Origin of the sequence: Rhizobium sp. B230/85 (assembly GCF_019355735.1) — a bacterium.
Lineage (GTDB): Bacteria > Pseudomonadota > Alphaproteobacteria > Rhizobiales > Rhizobiaceae > Rhizobium > Rhizobium rhododendri.
Genome location: NZ_CP072156.1, coordinates 757,599 through 774,541 on the forward strand (window position 1 = coordinate 757,599; position 16,943 = coordinate 774,541).

Here is a 16,943-nt window from a genome sequence, read left to right on the forward strand (position 1 = left end):
ATCATTGAATTTGTTGAAGAAATATGCTCTTATTCTGGCATGTCGTTACCACCGCTTTCCTTTCCTGACGATCTTGCCAGCGCCCACGCCGCGCTGCTGATAGAACGCGAGTCACGGTTGCGGGCCGAGGCGGAAGCCACCAGCGCCAAGGCAAAACTTTCCAGCATCGAGGCGCTCAACGCCCATCTGCAATTGCTGATCGCCAAGCTGGAACGCGACAAACATGGTCCAAGCCGGGAGCGCACCCAGCGGCTGATCGACCAGATGGAATTGCAGCTCGAGGAGCTGGTTGCCGATGCCACCGAGGACGAGCTCGCTTCAGAAGCGGCGGCGGCCAGAACCCAAGTCGTGCGTGCCTTCACCCGCAAGCGGCCAGTGCGCAAGCCTTGGCCAGAGACTATCGAGCGCGAGCGCGTCGTCATCGACGCGCCCAGTGCCTGCGATCACTGCGGCAGCGAACGCCTGTCGAAGCTCGGTGAGGACACCACCGAGACGCTGGAGGAGATCCCGCGCCGCTTCAAGGTCATCGAGACCGTGCGGGAGAAGTTCACGTGCCGGGACTGCGGCTGCATCAGCCAATCGCCCGCACCCTTCCATGCAACGCCACGTGGCTTTCTCGGCCCCAAGCTACTCGCCACCATCGTCTTCGACAAATTCTCTGAGCATCAGCCGCTCAACCGCCAGAGCCGTCGCTTTCGCAGTGAAGGGATCGATCTGTCCACCCAGACGCTTGCCGACCAGGTTGGCTACGTCAGCGCCGCCGTCACACCGCTGTTCGATCTCATTGAGACCCATGTGTTTGCGGCCGAGCGGTTGCACGGCGACGACACCACCATCCCGATCCTCGCCAAGGGCCAGTGCACGACGGGGCGCATATGGACCTACGTTTGCGACGACAGGCCGTTTGGTGGGCTATCACCGCCGGCGGCCGTCTTCTACGCCTCCAGTGATAGGCGGGGTGAGCATCCGCAACGACACCTGGCCGAGTTCACCGGTATCCTGCAGGCTGATTGCTACAATGGCTTCAATCCGCTCTTCGATCGGACCAAGAAACAGATCCCGGTGACGCCGGCCTTCTGTTTTGCCCACGCGCGCCGAAAGTTCTTCGAGTTGGCAGATGTCTCGCGAAGTGCCCGGCGGGGCAAAGGGGCAAAGCCTGTCTCTGCGACGGCGTTGGAGGCGGTCAAGCGTATCGATGCGCTGTTTGACATCGAGCGCGACATTAACGGCCAGAGCGCCGGTGAGCGACTTGCCGTGCGCCAGGAAATGAGCAAACCGCTGCTCGAAGAGCTGGAGACCTGGTTGCGGCAGGAGCGCGAAGGTTTGTCGCGATCCTCACCGGTGCTTGAGCCGATCAACTACATGCTGTCGCGCTGGCAGGACTTTGCCAGATACGCCGATGACGGCAGGATCTGCATGACGAACAACGCGGCGGAAAGAGCTCTGCGCGGCGTGGCTTGCGGAAGGAAAAACTGGAACTTCGCCGGGTCCGATCGCGGCGCAGACCGGGCTGCCATCATGCTGACCCTTATCACCACGGCCCGTCTCAACGATATCGATCCGAAGGCCTGGCTGGCGGACGTGCTGGCTCGCATCGCCGATCTGCCCGTCTCCCACCTGCACGAATTGTTGCCATGGGAATGGAAGAGGATCAAGGCGGCGGAGATTGCGGTTGCTGCGTAAATAACTGCCGGAAAAGCTCTTCCGATCGGCGTAGACCCTCATCCGTCAGCACCAGCGACTTCGACTTGTTCACCGGATCGCCAATCAAGCCTTTCTGATGCAACCGATCCGTCGTAGCCCAGTCAAAACCCTTCCAGGCGCAACGCTCGTTGTGAAGCGTCAGCCATAGCAGCGCCAGCACAGCATCGTCGATTTTGCCTTCGTCGATCTCCATCCCGCCAATTTACCACGAGCAAAAGCAAAAATCCTGCGGTTCACCTCGGATGGATACGGATGTCCCTCTGTAATTGCTCACCAGTTCGAAAGCTCAGCTTCTGTAGCTGTGCCCAGAACAGCAGTGCCAAGTAGGCCAATACCACTGTCATTCCCACGACTATCAGCCCCGAGGGTGTTTGGTACAACCAAACAAGTCCGCTCATATTGATCTGTAGGGCTAGCAAAAAAACGAACCCGAAGGTGCCTATTACTGTGTAGGCCATCAATATCGATAGAAACATTTATTCCCTCCCCCACGATTGCATTACAAAGGAGCCACTGTTGACACCATACGAAGGCCAAATCCAACTTGAAATCGAGATGATTGGCCTCGGTAAAGAACGTTTCCTCAGTCACCGTATCCGTACTGCTCCATGACCTTAGAAACGGCCTGATACCAGAGGGCCTTTGCGGTCAACCAGCAACTGAGGCCGGTATCCGCCCATTCGTCGGCAACGAATTGTCTTGCGTCTTCGGAGGTAGCGTTGTCGAAATCGAATTTGATCTGATCAACGATCTCGCGCACCTTAGGTTGGACCTCGGTCATCCTATAGAAGGCCTTCGCGGCTAGACGGCGCTCTCGTTGTTCTGGGGTCTCGCTGGCATAGTACTCTGCCCACTTAAGTTGCTTCTTGGCCGACCATTTAGCCTTTTGTGCCGCTGAAGGTTCGGGACGGACGTAGCTCTCTCGGTAGTCCTGCTGCCGCTGCCGACGCTCCTCCTCAGTCAATTTAGGCTTCAATGGTCCGTTTAGCCGCACGTATCGCGCCCGATGGTAGGCGCTTCGATCCTCTAGCCATTTCTGATCCTGCTTTTGTCGCTCGTACCAGCGACGCTGTGCCGCCTTCAGCGCCGCCTTTCTTTCCTCTTCCGGGGCCAGGGCCTTACGGGGGGCCTTGCCAGCGGCCTCCTGTCGCTTACGATAGGCTTTTTTCTGTAGAGCCTGCTTGTGCGCTTTGAGTTCTTCGGGTGTCAGTAGGGTTCGTTTGATGTTTGCCATTTCACTCCGTTGTTATGGTTCTCGGCATGGTAATCCCTGTGGCGCATAGGTCCGGACGTCCGGTAGCCTAGACTATCGTGTAGAAGACTTTCACCTCGGCATCATCAGCATGTCGCCAGTGCATACGCAGGAAGCCGGTCTTGTAATCGACAACAACGTCGTTGAAGAGTTGCCGTAGGATAGCGTTGACCCGAGCTAGGTCAGGGGGGTCGGTCTCATTCGCTGTGGCTCTGCAGAACTCCTCTACAGTGTTTCCAATCCGGTTCGTGATCAGCGCCGCAGCGCGTTGTGCAAGCTCGGCTTCCTCCCGTCGTAACTTGACGAGGAGGGCTTCCCGTGAGGCAATAGCGCTTAGGACGGCCTTCGGTGGCTCACCAAGCGCCAGGGTGCTAACAAGCCGCTGTACCTCATCCTCAACCAGTTCCACTTGCTCCCTCGCAGCTTGATACTTGTCCTCGTATTCGGCGTCAGGGGAGGGGGTCAGATCATGGAGGTAGGTGCCAAGCGATAAGACGGCACGTTCTATCCATTCCAGCTTGACCTGTCTGTAATCGCAACCCGCCCCTGCCTTTGCCTTAGTACAGACCAAGTGCGGTTTTCCCCCCTTACGGCCCTTGTTCACTCGGGTCATTGTCGCCCCGCACGTCGGGCACTTCGCGAGGCCAGCTAGGATGTTTGCCGGACCTGATGTTTGCGATGGGGCTACGCCGGTCAACGTGAGGCCACGTTTGCTGGACATAGCCGCCACCTTATCGAAGTCCTCAGGGCTCACTACCGCTGGATAGTAATTCTCTAGTGGCTCTAGTGGCACTCTGGTCTTGCGCCCATCAACAACATCCAACTTGTGAGGAATGTACGTCCCAATCACAGCGGGGTTCTCCAAGATTTTCTTGACGTAAGATCGCTGCCACATCTCCGAGCCCTTGAACGTGGCAGTACCCGAGCTATTCAGCCTCGCCGCAATGGAGTGTTGTCCCATGCCCGCCAGACACATTGCAAAGATACTACGGATCACCTCCCCCCTGTCTGGGATAACTTCGTATCGCTGCCTGTCTGCGCTCAGCACCATCCAACCGGGGCAAATTGCAGTGAGCGGTCTCGTCGCTGCCGTAAGGCGCTTGCCTTCCCAAGCAGTCTTCAGCCGTCTGGATTTGGTGGCGCTTTCCTCGTTTGCGCGAGAGAATAGCATCAGCGTTACGATGAGGTTCGTGAAGTCGTTGTTGATGTTTTCAGTAGTGTACGCCCGCTCGTTGTCCAATGTAACAACAGTGATGCCTTCTCGCATGATGGCGCGAAGAGTATCCAGAGCATCCAAAGGGCTTTGGCGAGACAGACGATCCAGCGCTTCAATCAGCAACAGCGATCCTGCAGGGACATCACCGGACCTCACGTGTTCGAGGAAAAAGTTAAGTGCGCCGGTCTTTGCGTTCTGACCACGAAAGGCCGAAATACCTAAGTCCGTTAGCGATAGGCTTTCATCTAGCCACAGGCCATGCTTGGCGGCGTACGTTTGCGCCATCGTGTACTGACGTCGGAAGCTATCCCCTTTCATCTGATCGGGGGTAGAAAAGCGGATATATGAATAGGCTTTGACTTTTTGGGACTGAGGCATATCGATCGAATGCCTAAAGAGAGGTCTCTTGTCAACACCATGTTGATGGTCGGCCCTCCAGGGTCGGGAAAATCGATGCTGGCTGCCCGTTTGCCATCGATCCTGCCGCCGCTGTCGGCTGCCGAATTGCTGGAAGTCTCGATGATCCATTCCATTGCCGGGCAACTGTCGGGTGGCAAGCTCTCCGACCGCCGGCCATTCCGGACCCCGCATCACTCGGCCACCATGGCGGCGATGGTCGGTGGCGGGATACGCGCCCGGCCCGGGGAGGCTTCGCTCGCCCACCACGGCATCCTCTTCCTTGACGAGTTTCCGGAGTTTTCGCCGCAGGCACTCGATGCGCTGCGCCAGCCGCTGGAAACCGGAGAATGCATCATAGCTCGCGCCAATCACCGCGTCTGCTACCCGGCTGTGATCCAGCTGATAGCCGCGATGAACCCTTGCCGCTGCGGCATGGCCGGCGAACCCGGCCACAGCTGCGCCCGGGGACCGCGGTGCATGACAGACTATCAGAACAGAATTTCCGGACCGCTGATGGATCGCATCGACATCCGTATCGATGTGCCGGCCGTATCCGCCGCCGACCTTATCCGGCCGATGCCGGCCGAGAAGAGTGCCGATATCGCCAGACGTGTCGCAAGGGCGCGGGAATGGCAGCAGGAGCGGTTCTCGCAAGCCGGCATGCGCGGCGTGTCGACCAATGCGCGCTGCTCGACATCGATGATCGAGGTTCTGGCCGAGCCCGATGCCGGTGGCCTTCAATTGCTGCGCGACGCCGCCGAGAAGCTGAAGTTCTCCGCCCGAGGCTACCATCGCGTCCTGAAAGTGGCGCGCACGCTCGCCGATCTCGACGGTAAGCAGACTGTCGGCCGGATCCATCTGGCCGAAGCGATTTCCTACCGCATAGCCGGCACCCGCCTGTCAGCCGTCGCCTGAGCCGCAGATACTGAGAAGGGCGCCTCCGCCCTTCTGTTCTTTGAAAAGTGAAGAAAGTTAGCCGCCGAGGCCTTCGAACAGCGCTGTCGACAGGTAGCGCTCGGCAAAGGACGGAATGATCACGACGATCGTCTTGCCGGCATTCTCTTCGCGTTTACCGATCTCGATGGCCGCAAACAGCGCAGCACCGGAGGAGATGCCGACCGGCACGCCTTCGAGGCGGGCGACGTGCCGGGCGGTCTCGAGGGCTTCCGCGCTGGCGACGGTGATGATCTCGTCATAGATTTCGGTGTCGAGAATGGCTGGCGCGAAGCCGGCGCCGATCCCCTGGATCTTGTGCGGGCCGGGAGCGCCGCCGGACAGCACCGGCGATTCCGCCGGCTCGACGGCGATAACCTTGAGGCTGGACTTCTTGGATTTCAGCACTTGGCCGACACCGGTGATCGTACCGCCTGTGCCGATGCCTGCGACCAGGATATCGATGCTGCCCTCGGTGTCGTTCCAGATCTCCTCTGCCGTCGTCTTGCGGTGGATCTCGGGGTTTGCCGGGTTTTCGAACTGCTGCGGAATGACCGCGTTCTCGATGCTTTCTGCCAGTTCCGTCGCCTTGGCGATGGCGCCCTTCATGCCCTTGGCGCCTTCGGTCAGCACCAGTTCGGCGCCCAGCAGCGCCAGCATCTTGCGGCGTTCCACCGACATCGTCTCCGGCATGGTGAGGATCAGCTTGTAGCCCTTGGCGGCGGCGGCAAAGGCCAGCGCGATGCCGGTGTTGCCGGAGGTCGGCTCGATCAGCGTCGTCTTGCCGGGCGTGATCTTCCCCTGGGCCTCGAGGCTCTCGATCATCGCCACGCCGATACGGTCCTTGACCGAGGCAATCGGGTTGAAGAACTCCAGCTTGGCGAGCAGGTGGGCCTTTACGCCGTTCTCCCTGGCCAGCTTGTCGAGGCGAACGATGGGCGTGTCGCCAATGGTGTCGGTGATCGACGCATAGATGCGACCGCGGCCTGGCTTACGGGTGTCGGACATAGAACTCTCCCTTGGTATTTATTGGCGGGAGAATAGGATCAAACATGGCACTAGGCCAGAGTGCGTTTGTCCAACCAAGGCCACGAAGTTGGCATAAAAATCTCCGCCAAAGGCTTTTGGTAAAACGCAGCACAGTACCATTGGCAGGATGCCTGTCGCTGCAGCACGGAAAAACACTCATGGATGCAAAAATGCTATCGTTCTGTCGACCAGTGCCGCAACTGCGGGCACTCGTTCCGTTGCTCCTGATGATAACTATGACCCCAGCCGGTCCCGTCAGCGCTGCCTCTCCGCCGGGAGAGGAGACGATCGTCTTCCTGCGCCACGGTGAAAAACCTGTAGCAGGGCTCGGCCAATTGAGCTGCAAGGGCCTCAACAGGTCGCTGGCGTTACCCGCCGTGCTTTCCCGTCAATTCGGCAGGCCGGACGCCGTCTTTGCGCCCGATCCGTCGAAGCAGAAGGTCGATGACGGCATTCTCTATAGCTATGTCAGGCCGCTTGCGACGATCGAGCCAACGGCGATCGCCGCTGGACTGCCTGTCGATACCACGTTCGGCTACGACGAGATTACCAAGCTGCAGGCAGCACTGACGGCGCCGAAATATCGCTCGGCACTGGTCTTTGTCGCTTGGGAGCACAACGAGATTCAGGATCTCGTTGCCGCATTGCTGAAAGACAATGGCGGCGATCCGGCGGCTATGCCGAAGAAGTGGAAGGGCAAGGATTTCGACAGCCTCTACGTCGTCCGGATCAGGACCAGCGGGGCCGGGCCATCTGCGACATTCGAGGCAAAGGCTGAAGGCCTCGATCATGTCGCCGACGGTTGCCCGGTCAAATAGCGATCAACAGACGGGCATCGTGGTATCAGACACCGGTGGAGCCGAAGCCGCCGGCGCCCCGCGTGGTTTCACCGACATCCGTTGTTTCGACGATTAGAACCTGCGTGACCGGCGCGATCACCATTTGCGCGATGCGCATGCCGCGCGTCACGACGAAATCCTCGTTGCCATGGTTGATCAGCAGAACCTTCACTTCGCCGCGGTAGTCGCTGTCGATGGTTCCCGGCGTATTCAGGCAGGTGACGCCGTTCTTGAACGCCAGGCCGGAGCGCGGTCGGATCTGCGCCTCATAGCCATCAGGCACAGCAAACACGAAGCCCGTCGGCACCAGCGCGCGCATGCCCGGCGACAGCACCAGCGGCTCGCCTTCGCCGACCGCAGCCCTCAGGTCCATGCCGGCGGCACCGGATGTTTCGTAGGACGGAAGCGCGAGGCCATGGCCGTTGGCAAGGCGAACGATGGATAAGCTCGGACGGTTGTCTGTGTGAATATTCATGCCCTTATTAGCAATTCGGCGACGGTTCGGGTCAATCCGATTTGCAAGTTATCCACGGAGTCGCTAGATACGCGGCAATTCACAGGATCCGACATCATGGCCGAAAGTCTCGCCGAGGCGGTCTCCCGCCGCCGCACATTTGCTATTATCTCCCACCCGGACGCCGGCAAGACGACGCTGACCGAAAAGCTGCTGCTGTTCGGCGGCGCCATCCAGCTGGCCGGCGAGGTCAAGGCGAAGAAGGATCGCATCCAGACGCGCTCCGACTGGATGAAGATCGAGCGCGAACGCGGGATCTCGGTCGTCACCTCGGTGATGACCTTCGAATATGACGATGTCGTCTTCAACCTGCTGGACACGCCGGGCCACGAAGACTTCGCCGACGACACCTATCGCACGCTGACTGCCGTCGATGCCGCCGTCATGGTCATCGATGCTGCCAAGGGTATCGAGCCCAGAACCCTGAAGCTGTTCGAGGTCTGCCGTCTTCGCGACATCCCCATCATCACCTTCGTCAACAAGATGGACCGCGAAAGCCGCGATATCTTCGAGATTCTCGACGAGATCGAGGTGAAGCTGGCGCTCGATACCGCTCCAATCACCTGGCCCATCGGCCGCGCCAAGAGCTTCTGCGGCTCCTATCACCTTGCCAAGAACGAGGTTCGCGGCAACGACAAGGAGGCCGATACCACGCCCGTCAACGGCCCGCAGGCGGTGGCCGAGCGGCTGCCGGAAAACGAGCGCCAGGCATTCATCGACGAACTGGATCTCGCGCGTGATGCCTGTCGGCCGTTCGAGCGCGAGGCCTTTCTCGAAGGTCACCTGACACCGGTATTCTTCGGCTCGGCGCTGCGCAATTACGGTGTGCGAGACCTGATCAATGCCTTGGCCGAGATGGCGCCGCCGCCGCGCGACCAGGTCGCCGATATCAAGACGGTGCATGCCACCGATCCGAAGATGACCGCCTTTGTCTTCAAGATCCAGGCGAACATGGACCCGAACCATCGCGACCGTATTGCCTTCGTGCGCGTCTGCTCGGGTACGCTTGCGCGTGGCATGAAGGCGCGCCTGTCGCGCACCGGAAAGCAGATGAGCCTGTCCGCGCCGCAGTTCTTCTTCGCCTCGCAGCGCCACATCGCCGACACCGCCTTTGCTGGCGACGTCGTCGGCATTCCGAACCACGGCACCCTGCGCATTGGCGATACGCTGACAGAAGGCGAGGATCTGGTGTTCCAGGGCGTGCCGAATTTCGCCCCGGAAATCCTGCGACGCGTCCGTCTCGAGGATGCGATGAAGGCCAAGAAGCTGAAGGAAGCGCTGCAGCAGATGGCCGAAGAAGGCGTTGTGCAGCTGTTTTCCCCGGAAGATGGTTCGCCGGCTATCGTCGGCGTCGTCGGCGCGCTGCAGCTCGACGTCCTGAAGGAGCGGCTGCAGGGGGAATATGGCCTGCCGGTCTCCTTCGAAATGTCGCGCTTTTCAGTATGTCGCTGGGTGTCTGCCGATGCACCCGCCGACATGGACAAGTTCGTCACCGCCAAGCGTGGCGACATCGCCCGCGATCTCGACGGCGACCCCGTCTTCCTCGCACAGGACGGTTTCTCGTTGCGATACGAATCCGAACGCTATCCGGCCATCAAGATGGTCGCCATCAAGGAATATCACGCCATCAAGGCGGCGTGATTTTTCGATCGCCAGAGCGTCGGGCTGGTTCCTGTGATGCGCAGGAATTCGCGGTTGAAGTTCGATTTGCTGAGAAATCCGGCATCGAACATGATGGATGTCACCGGCGCGTCGGTTTCTGACAGCAACCGGCACGCCTCAGCGATGCGGAAGTTGTTGACATATTGCGACACGCTGGCGCCGTGCACGCGGTTGATCGCTATCGAGACGCTGCGGGCAGGGCAATTCAGCTTCCGCGCCAGCCGCCCGAGATTGAGTTCCGTATCCCTGTAGAGCGCCTTCGTCCGCATCAGGGCGTCGACAGCGGCAGCGGTTGCCGCAACGTCTTCCGGCGCTGACCCGGCTATGGCGGCCGTCGGTTCGGTTTCGCCGCGGTCGTGCACTGTGGCGCCGGAGCTTGCAACCGATGCTGCGGCGCCGAGCGCCAGCAATGCAAGCACATTTCCCACCGCCACCACTTCGCCGGCATGGCTGCCATCGCTCCAGGAGAAATCAAGGCTGATGGCGATGTCGGCAACCGCGGACATGAGCACGGCTGCTGCGGTGAGCTGCAGGGAGCGATAGGACCTGAGCGCGCCGTCTAGGCGGGAGGAGACGAGACCGTCCGGCCCCGTCAGGCACAGCCATGTCAGCGCAGCGCCATAGCCGAGAAAAACGAGGATAATGACGAGGCCCACCGGCTCCGGCCATACGATCCGCAGCAGGACAACTGTGGCTGTCGGCAGGCAATGTCGCCACGTCGTCCATGTTCGAAAGATCGATCCTTCGCTCGCCAGATCGTAGAAACTCAAGAAAGCCAGGGTCGCGATCACGGTGGCCAGCACGGCCTGGAACGGCAGCACCGCGGAAATCCCGTATCCCCAGCGCAGGCCGATCAGCACCGATTGCATTGCGTAGGCTCCGATCAGCAATGCAAACAGGGGCTGGTCGCGCAGGCCGTCGTCGCTCCGCCTATGCATCTGCAGCAGCAGTGTGAGGAGAAAGAGCGTCTCGACAAAGGGCAACGGGATAAAAATCATGGTGCGTTGTTCTGGCTGCTGAAACTGGATCAAAACGTCAGAATGCCCCGGATGGCGATCGAGGTCGACCCGCATCGCGTTCGAGGTCGCGACGGACAGTGATTTTCGCGAATTTGCGCTCAGCCCGATGACGGGACAGGAGCACATCATGAAACGAATTCTTTTGACAGGCATCGCGCTTTTCGCAGCGGCGACCGTCTGCAATGCGAGCCAGCCGCAGGGTCTGCCGTTGGATATTTCCGGTATCACGGCCGTGGCCATTGGCGGCGAGGCCAGTTCCATCGACATCACCACCGCGCCGGATCGACCCTATCAGGCAACTCTCATGCGCCATCGCTCGGGCTGGTTTGCGCGATGGAATTCGATCTGGTCCTACGATGACTGCAGTTCTTCCAGCCGAATGTGGATCGAGGGAACGCTGTTGCACATCGATGTAGGCCCATCCACCTGGTTCGGAGTGTCCGATTGCAGCTACGACATTAATCTGAATGTCAAAAAGGATGCGGCAGTCGCGATCCATCAGCAGGCATTGCGAGTCCGACTTACCGGGCAGTTCTCGGAGGTGACGATAGAATCGAAGGCCGCAGACGTCGCCCTGTCCGGCCACGTAGAAACGATTTCCGTGAACAGCGATGCGTTACGACTGGGGATCGTCCTTCATTCGCCCGGCAGGGCGGAAGCTGTTACCGTCAATGCCCGCATGCTAGAGGCCGATCTCGACTTCTCAGCGGTACCGCAGCTTGCCTACGCCGTAACGGCAAAGGCATCCTTCGTCGACACGTCAAGACTATCCACGCCGGGAGCGCCGGTCTCGCTGACGATTGCCGGCGAGTTGGTGCACGCGACGATCCGATGATGCATGCCTCTGCCCGCCGGCGCTCTCGCGCTGCCGAACTCAGGCGGCTTCGTCTTGCTCGGTAAGATCCTTCAGGAAATCGTCGCACCAGCGCACGACGTCGTGCTCGAGCAGATGCGTCATCATGCCTTTCCAGCGCTGGCGACGTTCCTCGAGCGGCATCTCCAGGGCCCTCGCTATGGCATTGGCTGTCGCCTCGACGTCGTAGGGGTTGACGATGATTGCACCGTAGAGTTCCCGCGCGGCTCCGGCAAAGCGGGACAACACCAGAACACCGGGATTTTCAGGGTCCTGCGCGGCGACGTATTCCTTGGCAACGAGGTTCATCCCGTCGCGCAGCGGCGTCACGAGGCCGATCTTTGCAAGCCGATAGAGGCCGGCTAGCACTGTGCGCGGGATCGAACGGTTGATGTAGCGGATCGGCACCCAGTCCACCGTGCTGATGGCACCGTTTACCCGGCCAGCCTGCTCGGCGACCATGCGCTGCATCTGCTCGTATTCAGGCACTTCCGAGCGCGATTTCGGGGTGATCTGCAGATAGGTGACCTTGCCCTGATGAGCGGCGTCGGCGGTGATGAAGCGTTCGAATGCGTCGATACGCTGGGTAATGCCCTTCGAGTAGTCCAGCCGGTCAACGCCGATGATGAGGTCGCGGCCCTCGACGCTTTGCCGCGCCTTGCGAACCATGACGTTGGTTGCCGCCTTGGTCGCGAATTCGGCAAAGGCCGCAGTCTCGATGCCGATCGAGTAATATCCGCCCTTGAATGTCCGTCCGTGTGCGCTGAACAGGCCTTTGCCGAGTTCGTCGCCAATGCCTTCCCGACGCAGGCAGCCGGCGAAGTTCTCGAGGTCATGGTCGGTCTGGAAGCCGACAAGATCGTAGTGAGAGAGCCCGCGCATGATTTCCTCATGCACCGGCATGGTGAAAATCACATCGGCCGGCGGCCATGGGATGTGCAGGAAGAAGCCGATCTTATTCTTGAACCCCATCTGGCGCAGCTCTGCAGCCAGCGGGATAAGATGGTAATCGTGGACCCAGATGATGTCGTCCGGCTGGATCAGCGGCGCCAGCCGATGCGCAAAGAAGCGGTTGACGCGGAAATACCCGGCCATCTCCTTGCGTCCGTATTCGGCCAGATCGAGCCGATAATGGCAGATCGGCCAAAGAACACGATTGGCAAAGCCGTGATAATATTCCTCGACGTCGGTATCAGTGAGATCTGTAAGCGCGTAGGTGATTTTGCCCTGCTCGTTCATGGTCAGAGGGCCTGGCTCGGCATCGCCGCTGGAATTGCCGGACCAGCCCATCCAAACGCCACCCTGTGCTTCGAGCGCAATCTTCAGGGCAACCGCGAGGCCGCCTGCCGGTGCGGCGCCGCCCTTTTCGGGCACGGGAACACGGTTGGAGACAATGATAAGACGGCCCATGGGAAAATCCCTTCAGAAGTTCGGTCGGGTATTGTGTGGTCAGGACGCAAGCTGTGCCAGAATCTGGCGAAGAATGGCCGGAGAGGCGACGCGGTTGCGTGCCTGGGTCTCGACGCTGTCGAGGCCGATGAACAGCGATTGCCCGCCGATGCGATTGACGGTGCGAAACATTGCCTCGTCGGTAAAATCGTCGCCGGCCGCAAAGGCGCGCCTTCCCTTGAAAGGCGCCTCGCTCAGGAACGCGGTGACGGCATCGCCCTTGCCGGCGCGCGCCGGGCGGATTTCAACGACCATCTTGCCGCGCTGCAGCGACCACTCAGGCCCGGCTTCCCGGAAGTAGCGCTCCATCATGGCTTCAACCAGATGCTGGCATTCCGGCGCAAGCCGGTAGTGTGCAGCCACCGCAGCACCCTTGTCCTCGACGAGGACGCCGGGCCACTGGCTTGCCTCTTCGGTCATGCAGCGCTTCATTTCGGTAAAGGCCGGGGTGACGGTGACCCGCTGGACATTGCCGGCAGCGTCGCGCCGCTCCGCTCCGTGGAGGCCGGCAACGGGGAACTGGAATGGATAGAACAGCGGATCGACGAACGACAGCGATCTGCCGGTTACCAGTGCCAGCGCGCCGCCAAGTTTTTTCGACAGCGCATCGAGATCGTAAGGGAGGGAGGAGGGGACGGTGATCGAGCTCGGCGTCTCCGCCAGATCGACAAGCGTGCCGTCGATATCGAGAAAAAGCGCCCATTCGGAGGGATGGGCTGCCAAAGCCGAAAGGGCTGTGCTTTCCATCACCGCCGCAACGGTCGCTTCGGTTGCGGGTTGTATTTGCTCAGACATGGCTACCTATTTATGGCGCGTTCGCCTCAAGGCAAGGCCGAATTGTGGTGAACGACCATTCTTTTGTTGCGCTGCAGCATCGTGTTGATGGCTCGTACAGCATAGCACTTAACCGCCGGAGCGCCACAGTGTCCATCGATGAGCGCGCGCTCCGGGATCTGAAAGGTGACTATCACGTAGCCAGCGGCACGCTCTTCGATCGCACATATTTCGACCTGCCGGCACCCCAGCCGTTGACGGCCGCGATGAGCCCGATAGCCACGAACAGGATAGCGCAGGGGCCGAAACTTCCGGTCCAGCTGCGGATCAGGCCGACGATCAGAGGCCCGATAGCGGCGAGCAGATAGCCGACGCATTGCGCCATGCCGGAGAGATGGGCGGCGATGTGGGCATCCGGCGATCGAAGAACGATAACCGTCATGGCAACCGCAATCAGTCCGCCCTGACCGATACCCTGCAGCACAGCCCAGAGCCAGACGGTCGACAGCGGCGCGAACAAGAGCCCGAGCAATCCGCCGACCGCAAAAAGGCAAAGTGCAACGTTGATGATCCGCTGGTCTTTGCCGCGTACAGCCAGATGCGGCATGAAAAGGCATGAAGCAGCTTGCACCATGACCGATGCCGAAACGATACCCCCGGCAGTGATGCCATCCAGGCCGCGTTCCCGCAGGATGGGGGCCAGCCAGCCGAATACGCTGTAGGCCAGCGCCGACTGCAGACCCATGAACAACGTCACCTGCCACGCTAGCGGATCGCGCCAGAGCCCCTCGACGCGAAACGCCGTCTTGCGCGCCCGGCTCTTCGTCGAGATCGCCTGCGGCAACCACAGCAGAGCGGTCGCCAGCGCCGGCACGGCCCAGACGGCAAGAGCAGCGCCTGTGGATCCGCCGAAAAGGCGTTCGGCCGGTAGGCTGAGGCCTGCGCCACAGGCTGCACTGGCGCAGAGCGCCATGGTATAAAGGCCGGTCATCAGCGCCGCCTTGTCCGCGAAGTCGCGCTTGACAAGGCCCGGCAGGAGAACGTTGCCAACGGCGATGCAGGCACCGGCCAGCCCCGTGCCGATAAACATGAGCGGGATCGAGCCCAGTCCGCGAAGGGCAATGCCGAGCGTCAGCAGGAAAAGGATAGCGAGCAGCGCCCGTTCGGCGCCCATGCGTTGCGCCAGTCTCGGCGCCAACGGGGAAAACAGGCCGAGGCAGAGGACCGGCACGGTGGTCAGCAGGCTGGCGCCTGTTGCCGACAGGTCGAATGTACTGCGGATCTCCGGCAGCAGCGCCGACGCGCTCGAAAACAGCCCGCGCAGATTGAAGGCGATCAGTACCAGGCTGATGCCAAGCACCAGACGCGAGCCCTTGGCGCTTGCGGCCGGCTGCGGAGCATCGTCGATTTCGGCGTCAACCAGCATTGCAGTTTCGGCGGCCAGCGTGTCACGTGAGAGGGAGACGGTCACGCGAACAGGCTCCGATCGAGAGCGGCAATGACGGGTGCCATGAAACTCCGCACCGCCGCATCGGCCTTGTCGGGGTCGCCTGTCTCGATGGCGTCGACAATCGCTGCATGGGCCAGATGATCGGGTTCCGGCACGTCGTCGCCTATGCTGGCCTCGATGGTCTGCTGGATCGAGGCCGAGAAGAAGGCATAGATGTCGATCATCGCATCATTGCCGGAGGCGGCGATGACAGCCTGGTGAAAGGCGAGGTCACGGGCGATAAATCCGGTATCGCCTCTTCCCTGATGGGTGCCGCGCAAAGCCAGCAATTCGCGCAGCTTGGCAATGACTGCCGGCGTATGCCGGAGTGCTGCCAGCCGCGCACCTTCGACATCCAGCGCGCATCGCGCCTCGAACCGGTCGCGCAGGCTCGCGCGCCGTGCCATGTCGAGACTATCGGTCCTGTCGACGGCCGAGCGCAGGTAAGTGCCGGATCCCTGCCGCGTTTCGAGGTATCCCTGGGAGACCAGAACGCGCACCGCCTCGCGGATCGTACCGCGGCTGACCGACAGCATCGCCGAAAGCGCGGCCTCGTTTGGCAGCTTTTCGCCCACAGACCAACGATTGGCCCGGATTTCACCGCGTATGATGTTGGCCGCGGTCTCGGCGAGGTTGCTTCGGGGGAGAGGTTGCATGATCGCACCAGTCATAAAGTCATCGGATGACTTTATGACTAATATGCGTACGGCCGGCCGTCAAGCCTGTAGGTCGTTTCAGTGCGCGGCCTTGATGAACGTGCCGTTTTGCAGTTCCTTCATCGCCTGCATGATTTCCTCACGGCTGTTCATGACGATCGGCCCATGCCAGGCGACGGGTTCCTGTATTGGTTTGCCGGAAACCAGCAGGAAGCGGATGCCCTCGTCACCTGCCTGCACGGTAACTTCATCGCCGCTGTCGAACACCACCAGCGTTCTATTGCCGGACATGTCGCGAATGTTCAGTTCTTCGCCGTCGACTTCCTTTTCAATGCGGACGCCAAACGGCCTGGAGGCATCCCTGAAGGTGCCCGAACCGGCAAAAATATAGGCAAATGCGTTGCGATAGGTGTCCACCGGCAGACGTTTCCTGACGCCGGGCGGGACGGAGACATCAAGATAGATCGGCTCGGCTGCAACGCCATCGACCGGTCCGGCCTTGCCCCAGAAGTTTCCGCAGATGATCCGGACAGCCGTGCCGTCATTGTCGATCACGAGGGGAATGTCCGTCGATTTGACGTCCTGATAACGCGGCGCGGTCATTTTCAACACCGACGGCAGGTTCGCCCAGAGCTGGAAACCGTGCATGCGCCCGGCAAAGTCGCCCTTCGGCATTTCCTGATGCATGATGCCGCTACCGGCCGTCATCCACTGGATGTCGCCGGCATTGAGGTCGCCGCGATTTCCGAGGCTGTCACCGTGCTCCACCGTGCCCGCCAGCACGTAGGTGATCGTCTCGATGCCGCGATGCGGATGCCAGGGAAAGCCCCTGATGTAATCGCTCGGCACATCGTTGCGGAAGTCGTCCATCATCAGGAACGGGTCGGTGAGCGAAGGATCTCCGAAGCCGAAGACGCGGTGCAGCTTGACACCCGCGCCTTCCATGGTCGGCGTGGCCACGCTTTCATACTTGACGGGACGGATGGACATCGCAGGCTCCTCATTTGGTTGACCATGCTGTCATACAACCAACCCACCGATGCCGCGAGCTTGGGCTCAAGAACGCACCGTTCACAAAAAGAAATTGCTGCGTTGCAAAATCGTGATCTGACTTGCGTCAAAAATATGTCATGCTCAACGGCAAGCTGCGGAATC

At 60.5% G+C, this 16,943-nt stretch carries 15 protein-coding genes and 1 pseudogene; 5 read left to right on the plus strand and 11 right to left on the minus strand.

The features are described 5' to 3' along the window. Positions 1-39: 39 nt before the first annotated feature. On the plus strand, positions 40-1,683 hold the full coding sequence (locus tag J5289_RS03610; protein WP_219276556.1) for an IS66 family transposase: 1,644 nt from the start codon (positions 40-42) through the stop codon (positions 1,681-1,683). Here J5289_RS03610 and J5289_RS03615 read toward each other — a convergent pair. From J5289_RS03615 to J5289_RS03625, 3 genes are all read right to left on the minus strand, one after another. Then, the gene (locus J5289_RS03615) at positions 1,652-1,897 is read right to left on the minus strand and encodes a DUF6429 family protein (RefSeq protein WP_142832635.1); all 246 of its coding nucleotides are present in this window, start codon (positions 1,895-1,897) and stop codon (positions 1,652-1,654) included. The two genes, J5289_RS03610 and J5289_RS03615, sit on opposite strands and share 32 nt — an antisense overlap. Before the next feature lie 390 nt (positions 1,898-2,287). After that, positions 2,288-2,938: a hypothetical protein gene (locus J5289_RS03620; RefSeq protein WP_209206792.1), complete on the minus strand. Its 651-nt coding sequence runs from the start codon at positions 2,936-2,938 to the stop codon at positions 2,288-2,290. 67 nt (positions 2,939-3,005) lie between these two features. Next, a complete protein-coding gene (locus tag J5289_RS03625) occupies positions 3,006-4,550 on the minus strand; it encodes a recombinase family protein (protein WP_209206791.1) in 1,545 nt (514 codons plus the stop codon). 33 nt (positions 4,551-4,583) lie between these two features. Between J5289_RS03625 and J5289_RS03630 the strand changes: the two are divergent. Beyond that, positions 4,584-5,486 (plus strand): annotated as a pseudogene (locus J5289_RS03630) (YifB family Mg chelatase-like AAA ATPase); the annotation flags it as partial. A 57-nt stretch (positions 5,487-5,543) separates the two neighbouring features. On the opposite strand, the gene cysK reads toward J5289_RS03630, so the two are convergent. Continuing rightward, a complete protein-coding gene (gene cysK / locus J5289_RS03635) occupies positions 5,544-6,512 on the minus strand; it encodes a cysteine synthase A (RefSeq protein ID WP_209182539.1) in 969 nt (322 codons plus the stop codon). 257 nt (positions 6,513-6,769) lie between these two features. Between cysK and J5289_RS03640 the strand changes: the two genes are divergently transcribed. Further along, entirely contained in the window at positions 6,770-7,351 is a 582-nt protein-coding gene (locus J5289_RS03640; protein ID WP_209182839.1) for a hypothetical protein, read from the plus strand. 25 nt (positions 7,352-7,376) lie between these two features. Here J5289_RS03640 and dut read toward each other — a convergent pair whose 3' ends face one another. Continuing rightward, positions 7,377-7,847, minus strand: a complete 471-nt coding sequence (gene dut / locus J5289_RS03645; protein WP_209182540.1) for a dUTP diphosphatase — start codon at positions 7,845-7,847, stop codon at positions 7,377-7,379. 96 nt (positions 7,848-7,943) lie between these two features. Between dut and J5289_RS03650 the strand changes: the two genes are divergently transcribed. Then, a complete protein-coding gene (locus J5289_RS03650) occupies positions 7,944-9,527 on the plus strand; it encodes a peptide chain release factor 3 (protein WP_111216208.1) in 1,584 nt (527 codons plus the stop codon). Here the strand turns inward: J5289_RS03650 and J5289_RS03655 are convergent. After that, positions 9,506-10,546 carry an AraC family transcriptional regulator gene (locus tag J5289_RS03655; RefSeq protein WP_209182541.1) on the minus strand — a complete coding sequence of 347 codons (1,041 nt, stop codon included), beginning with the start codon at positions 10,544-10,546 and terminating at the stop codon, positions 9,506-9,508. The two genes, J5289_RS03650 and J5289_RS03655, sit on opposite strands and share 22 nt — an antisense overlap. Positions 10,547-10,694: 148 nt before the next feature. On the opposite strand from J5289_RS03655, the gene J5289_RS03660 reads away from it, so the two are divergent. Continuing rightward, a complete protein-coding gene (locus J5289_RS03660; protein ID WP_209182542.1) occupies positions 10,695-11,402 on the plus strand; it encodes a hypothetical protein in 708 nt (235 codons plus the stop codon). 39 nt (positions 11,403-11,441) lie between these two features. Here the strand turns inward: J5289_RS03660 and otsA are convergent, their stop codons facing one another. The 5 genes from otsA to J5289_RS03685 all read right to left on the minus strand — a co-directional run bounded on the left by otsA (position 11,442) and on the right by J5289_RS03685 (position 16,778). Beyond that, the gene (gene otsA, locus J5289_RS03665) at positions 11,442-12,830 is read right to left on the minus strand and encodes an alpha,alpha-trehalose-phosphate synthase (UDP-forming) (protein WP_209182543.1); all 1,389 of its coding nucleotides are present in this window, start codon (positions 12,828-12,830) and stop codon (positions 11,442-11,444) included. 39 nt (positions 12,831-12,869) lie between these two features. Further along, positions 12,870-13,664 carry a trehalose-phosphatase gene (gene otsB / locus J5289_RS03670; RefSeq protein WP_142823746.1) on the minus strand — a complete coding sequence of 265 codons (795 nt, stop codon included), beginning with the start codon at positions 13,662-13,664 and terminating at the stop codon, positions 12,870-12,872. Positions 13,665-13,836: 172 nt separating this feature from the next. Then, entirely contained in the window at positions 13,837-15,069 is a 1,233-nt protein-coding gene (locus J5289_RS03675) for an MFS transporter (protein WP_209182840.1), read from the minus strand. 41 nt (positions 15,070-15,110) lie between these two features. Continuing rightward, the gene (locus J5289_RS03680) at positions 15,111-15,788 is read right to left on the minus strand and encodes a FadR/GntR family transcriptional regulator (RefSeq protein WP_209182544.1); all 678 of its coding nucleotides are present in this window, start codon (positions 15,786-15,788) and stop codon (positions 15,111-15,113) included. A gap of 78 nt (positions 15,789-15,866) precedes the next feature. Next, positions 15,867-16,778, minus strand: a complete 912-nt coding sequence (locus J5289_RS03685; protein ID WP_209182545.1) for a pirin family protein — start codon at positions 16,776-16,778, stop codon at positions 15,867-15,869. Between the last annotated feature and the right edge of the window lie 165 nt (positions 16,779-16,943).